This is a genomic window from Endozoicomonas sp. ONNA2, assembly GCF_024606365.1.
In the GTDB taxonomy this organism is placed as follows: domain Bacteria; phylum Pseudomonadota; class Gammaproteobacteria; order Pseudomonadales; family Endozoicomonadaceae; genus Endozoicomonas.
In genome coordinates, this window is record NZ_JAHHPO010000784.1 from 1 (window position 1) to 3,071 (window position 3,071).

2 protein-coding genes are annotated in these 3,071 nt (G+C 50.1%); both read left to right on the plus strand.

The window, feature by feature from the left end; all coding sequences use genetic code 11:
* On the plus strand, positions 1-1,924 hold a 1,924-nt coding region (locus KDK14_RS13960), incomplete at its 5' end, for an SPOR domain-containing protein (RefSeq protein ID WP_257265784.1).
* 99 nt (positions 1,925-2,023) lie between these two features.
* Positions 2,024-3,071 (plus strand): AsmA family protein (locus KDK14_RS13965; protein WP_257265785.1); only part of this gene is annotated, 1,048 nt, incomplete at its 3' end.

The following is a 3,071-nucleotide window of genomic DNA, read 5'->3' on the forward strand; positions in this document are numbered from 1 at the left end:
TGTTGCAGAGAGCCTTGTATTGCCGCCAAAACCTCTGGCTTCGAATATCACCTGGAATTGCCAGTCAGGCATTAATAATGACTGGCTATGCAACGGCATAAGCAGACAAGTTTATAAAACTGAGCCTGCTCCACAATATGCCGACTACTCCAGACAGCAGCCTGATGCACAAAAGCTTTATGCTGAATCCAGGAATTCATTATCATCCATTGAAGCTCGAAACTCAGCATCATTGGCAAGCATTCTGGATGCTCCGAGGGACCATTACGTGCTTCAATGGATGGCAGCAAAAGAGCGTCAACAGCTGGAGGCGCTAAAGCAGCGCTACCAGGTATTAAAAGACGCGACCATTGCTGAATACCAAAGATCAGGCACAGTCTGGTATGTGCTTCTGGATGGCCCATACCCAAGCCATATTGCCGCCATGGCGGCACTGGATTCACCGCCCAGGTCCCATATGGCCAGAGAGCTTTACCCCTGGACAAGATCGTTGGCCAGTATTCATAAACTGGATATTAACAGGCCGAAATACCCGGTGGAACAGCTGGCACAAGGCAATCAGCCAGAATATCCTCCAGAGCCATCCATGGGCGGCAGCAATAATGCGCCAATCAATTATGATATTTCCTATAGTACGACAGTTGCTGATGGTACGGAGCAAAAGCATCAACGTACACAATACCAACCCCATTATGCTCAACAAACACAGTCAGAAACGTCGGTAATCCCCCGTAATAATGGCTACCCACCGGCTCAGGCAGCTTATGATAAACGACAATCTGCTGACAGGGTACCTTACGGCAGTGAGTTCGAGGGCATGGCATACTCAGGCTTGTCTATTGATCAAAACTATCGGGTTCTGCCAGAGCAGGCGAATCCTCAGGAAATGTATGTCAGTATCTCACCGGCCTATCGCAGTAGTATTCCTCAGCAACACACTCCGGCGAGTGTTGACTACAACGCGCAGAATCAAGCTGTTTCACCGGCTCCTGAATACAGGAAACCCCGTAGTTATGACGAGCCGGAACAGCCCCGTCATTCAATCAATGTTCTGACTGCCAATCCAAAGAGTTATACGATTGAATGGATGAATGCCAACAGGAAAGCATCGCTTGAAAGAGCAAGACTTCGTTACAGCGAATTGCAAAATACCCAGATCATCCATTACCAGAGAAACAGCAGGAGTCGCTATGCCCTGGTCAGTATGCTTTTTGTGAATCGTTCAGAGGCTCTGGACGCTCTGCTCACCCCCTCACTATCAAGAGTGTCAGCACGTTTCTCGCCAAAAGTCAGACAGGTTGCTTATTTGCAGTCTCTGGTCGGCTCAACCCGGCAGGCTGCACGTGCGTGGGCTAATCCCGTGACCGAGCGGATCGAACCCTCCGCTAATAAACGGCATTGGACTAACCAGGACGACCCCGGTGACAAGACATATATTGTCCATCGTGAAGATCTTGACCGACAGCCTGAGAAGGCAAGGTTAAGGAACTCTCACGACTCTCACGACTTCGGCACGCCAACAATGCATCAACAAACGGTTGTCCATGCGATGCCCAACAGCGACCAACCTGCCCAGACGGGTCATCAGCAGGATAACAACATAGAACAACCTGACAATCACAGCCATGTCAATGCACTGCTGAACAGCCCTGACGACAGTTATACGATTCAGTGGTTCGCAGCCAGTAATTGGCAGACAATTGACAAGTTGAAACGGCGCTTCCCGGAGCTGGCTTCAGCGGTCACTGTTCATGTCAAGCGCAACCAGAAGGACTGGTATGTTCTGGTTCAGGGACAATACAGAAGCAGTAAGGAGGCCATGAGGGCGCTCAAGTCTCCGGCAATGAAAAACATTGCCCTGATACTTCATCCATGGACCCGTCCGGTGGCATCCCTGAAAAAGCTGCAAATTGCCAGCCTCTGATTCTGCTCCCCTTCCAGCTATACACCTGTTTTACCCTTGATGACCTTAAGTATCAGGGTAAGATAGGTAATCACTCCTGCACAGATCCTGAGGTTTCCCATGAAACGCATTCTCAAGTTCATTGCCGTGCTGCTGGCGGCGGTGGTTTTGCTGGGTGTTATCGCGGCAACACTGCTGCCACGCATTATCGACCCCAACCAGTATCGTGATGAAATCACCCGGCTTGTCTATGACCAGTCGGGACTGAAAGTCAGTATCAACGGGCCCATTGGCTGGTCAATATTCCCCCGGGTTGGCCTTGCGCTTGAGGCTGTCAGCGTCGCAGGGGCCAATAATTCACAACTGGCGCAACTGGACTCTGCCAGAGTCAGTGTGAAGTTGATTCCCTTAATCAGTAAACGCATTGAAATGCAGACCTTTGAGCTGAAAGGGCTGGAATTAACGCTGGTCAAGAATAGCAAAGGCAAGGGCAACTGGCAGGTCAGTGCGCCAAAGCCCACTGAACATCCAACACCCGGGGGAGAGGAGCCAACCCCTGTGCCTGAACCAGCCTCAGCGCCAATAATACTGGATATTGCCAGTGTCAATGTCAGTGGCCTGTTGATCAGCTACGACGACCAGATTGGTGGGCAGAAATACATTATTGACCAGGCCAGTTTAACCACAGGAGCCATCCGCGATCAGCAGCCGTTTGATTTTCAATTAAAAGCCCACATCACCATTCCTGATCTGGTGGTAAATTCACAGATCAGTGGCAAAATGACGTTTAATTTTGAAGCGGGTCGTTATGACATTCAAAACCTTAAGGTCAGTGCTACGCCGGATGTGAAAAAAGGTGAAAGCCTGAGCATTGTGGGTCATGTTCAATATCAGCAAACGCCCATGCTGATTAAGGGCAACCTGGGGGTTGCCGAGTTTAACCTTGCCAATCTGCTGAACCAGATCAAGGTTCAGCTTCCTCCCATGACGGACCCAAAAGCCTTGAACCGGTTATCGTTTGACAGTCATTTCAGCGCTAATGGTACAAGTCTCAGCGTAGACAAGCTGCAGCTTCAGCTCGATAGCTTTACCCTGGATGGCAATGTCAGGATGAACAGCATTGACCGGGGTGGTATATCGTTCAGCTTGACCGGGAACAACCTCAATC